Genomic DNA, 2886 nt, shown 5'->3' with positions numbered 1-2886 from the left:
TCAAATTGTTTTCCGGCCTTAAAAATAAAGCTTGTGTGGTAGACATTTGTATTTCTAATATTATTTGAATTAAGAAGAATATCGTTTGGAAAAATAAGTCTTTCTTTGGCGACTTCTAACGAGAAGATTTTATCATGCCAATGAACAGAAGATCCTATTGAAAACCTATTTTCATGAAGGCTAATACTACTTTCTGCTAAGTTTGCTTTTCCATAGAGACTTCTCTCTGCTTGTAAAAATAATCCTATATTTGTTCTTTGATTCCACTTCCAAAAGTGTGAAAGTTTCAGTCCAAGATTGGCAAAAGTCCACTTGAAATTTGATCCACTAACTTGATTAAAACTTGTCACAATCATCATTGGAATTGAACGACTACTCTCAAGTCCTACTTCTGTAGTAAAGCCAAGTGAAGAGAGTGATTCACTTTCTTCAAAGATGTCGTATTGGTGATTTCCTGTAGAAATAAGGAGATTGAGAAGGAGTTTTTGATCATTATCAATGCTCTTAAAATTATCTTCAACCTTTTCAAACTTAATCTTTGGAGGAGTTAGCGCGACTTTTTCATTAAGTCTTTCAAGGTCTCGAGAGTAACAAATAAAAACGGCTTCACCTTTTTTATTAAAGACAAAAGTAAAAGGACTTCCAGGGGAAACTTCTTCTACTTTTAATACTCTGGCTTCACTCGTTGTGTAATATCTTGTTCCATCAAGGTTTTGAATAGGAGAGTTTGCTTTTAGCACGGCAGTGAATTTTTGCGTGGCAAAGTTATTCTCTGTGTATGTAAACCTCTTTGGCTTTATTGTGATTTCATCTTGGCCTTGACTTTGTGGCCCTTCGAGTTTTTCAAAAAGCTTCAATTCCTCTGAAGATAGTTCAAAAGGACTCTGTTGAGCGAATACAGAAGCTATGAATAGAATAGGGACTATGATTTTAAACATCTAACGGCCTCAATAAATGATTCGTAATTATTTTTGTGCTTGTAGTGAGTTTCTTTAACTTCATCTACGGGAATCCATTTGAAGTCCTGATGTTCAGCTTCACAGAGTTCAACTTCACTACTAAAGACTTCTGCGACAAAAACTCTTTCTTCCACATCTCGATTCCAACGATCGTGAAAAGTGAACGTCAAATCTAGTTGATTCACATGACCTTCAAGCCCTGTCTCTTCAAGGAGTTCTCTTTTTGCTCCAGCAAGCCATGACTCATCGCCCTCAATAGACCCCGTCACATTCTGCCAAAACTCACCTCGATCGGCTTTTGTTTGTAAGAGTAAAAGATTTATATTGTTTTTTGTGCGCTGTAATACGACTACTTGCACTTTCTTGTGTAGCTCATCCATGAGCTAATTTTACCAAATTCCAAGCCTATAGAGGCTCTGCGGCATCTTTTTCACAAAAAAGGCTTACATTTGGCCTTTGATGCATGGCGAATTTTTGATAGTTTTAGTAAGTTTTGGTATGTTGTCGCCTATGGAAATTTCTAGAATTATTAACATACTTTCTTTAGCTGCGCCTGGGTTTCTCTTGGCGATCGTTTGCCATGAGGCTGGGCACGCTCTTATGGCCAAGAAGTATGGTGATGATACGGCTGAAAGAATGGGGAGATTAACTCTTAACCCTGCCGTTCATTATGATCTGATTGGGACAATTATCTTTCCAATGGTGGGTATTGTTTTAGGTGGAGTTCCTTTTGGGTGGGCCAAGCCTGTTCCTGTTGATCCTAGAAGATTTAAGAATATGAAATCTGGAATCTTTTGGGTGAGTTTTGCTGGGCCACTAGCAAATATTCTTTTAATGGTTTTATCGGCATTTTTATTTGCTCTAGTTTACACACAAGTTCCTGGAACGTTTGAATTAAGGAAACAGTTTCTGGGAATGTTAGAGTATTCGGTATTTATTAATATCCTTTTGGCGGTATTTAACCTGATCCCATTTCCTCCACTTGATGGATCGAAAATGGTTTCAACATTTTTAGACTACGAGACAGCACGCAAGTATGAAGCGTTACAGAATTATACGATGGTTTTTCTTTTGATTCTGTGGTTTACGCCCATATTTAGTTACATTATTAGACCTGCACAATTATTCGGTTACTTTCTAATGAATGTTTTTGCAGGGATTTTAAGTTAGGGAACACACACATGTTAGACACAACGATTAAGGTCAAAACAGACTGCTTTGATGGTCCGTTAGCCCTTTTACTGATGCTCATTCAAAAAGAGCAGATGTCAGTAAAAGAGCTCGACTTAACTAAAATTACTAAGCAGTACTTAGACTATCTCGCCAATATGAAAGAGTTGAACTTTGATATTGCCGGTGATTATCTCTATCTGGCCGCAACACTAGTTCTTCTTAAGTCTAAGAACTGTGTGACAGAGGGGGAAAACTCTCAACTTCAACAACAACTGAATTCATCAGAGTCTCTTAATATTACAAGTCATGCTGAGCTTGTAAGAAGACTAGAAGAACTTCAACACTTTCAAAGAATGGGGCAAAAGCTCCTGACTCTGCCTCAGCAGGGAAAAGATATTTTCACGAAGCCAAAAATTAACAGAAAAGAGATTGTAAACTCTATTCTAACTCCAATGGATTTAGAGAAGCTTACAATGTCTATGGTTGATTTCATCTTTAGGCAAAATAGAAAATACACTGTTGTAAGAAGAGATAGGCTTTCTATTGTTGAGAAGCTTCAGTTCCTTAAGAGTTATCTTCAAATGGGGCAGAAGACTAATTTTGAAGAACTTCTTCATAAAGATAACTCAAAGAAAGTTGCTGAAAAAGGTGGAGAAATTGAACAGTCAGATGATGACTCTCACTCTATCGACAATGTGGTAATTACATTTATTTCTCTTCTTGAACTTGCGAGATTGAAGAGAATTCAAATCTT

Annotated in this window: 4 protein-coding genes; 2 read left to right on the top strand and 2 right to left on the bottom strand. The window is 36.9% G+C overall.

What is annotated here, in order from left to right:
- On the bottom strand, window positions 1-938 hold a 938-nt coding region (locus M901_RS03920; RefSeq protein ID WP_021276888.1), incomplete at its 3' end, for a hypothetical protein.
- The gene (locus M901_RS16215; RefSeq protein WP_053335814.1) at window positions 923-1339 is read right to left on the bottom strand and encodes an NUDIX domain-containing protein; all 417 of its coding nucleotides are present in this window, start codon (window positions 1337-1339) and stop codon (window positions 923-925) included. The genes M901_RS16215 and M901_RS03920, both read right to left, overlap by 16 nt.
- A 130-nt stretch (window positions 1340-1469) precedes the next feature.
- Here M901_RS16215 and M901_RS03910 point away from each other — a divergent pair, with 130 nt between their 5' ends.
- Entirely contained in the window at window positions 1470-2129 is a 660-nt protein-coding gene (locus tag M901_RS03910; RefSeq protein WP_034720153.1) for a site-2 protease family protein, read from the top strand.
- An 11-nt stretch (window positions 2130-2140) separates the two neighbouring features.
- A partial coding sequence (locus M901_RS03905; RefSeq protein ID WP_021276886.1) for a ScpA family protein occupies window positions 2141-2886 on the top strand: 746 nt, incomplete at its 3' end.

Origin of the sequence: Bacteriovorax sp. DB6_IX (assembly GCF_000447775.1) — a bacterium.
In the GTDB taxonomy this organism is placed as follows: domain Bacteria; phylum Bdellovibrionota; class Bacteriovoracia; order Bacteriovoracales; family Bacteriovoracaceae; genus Halobacteriovorax_A.
Note: the sequence above shows the minus strand (reverse complement) of the source record. Positions and strands in the feature narration are given on the sequence as shown.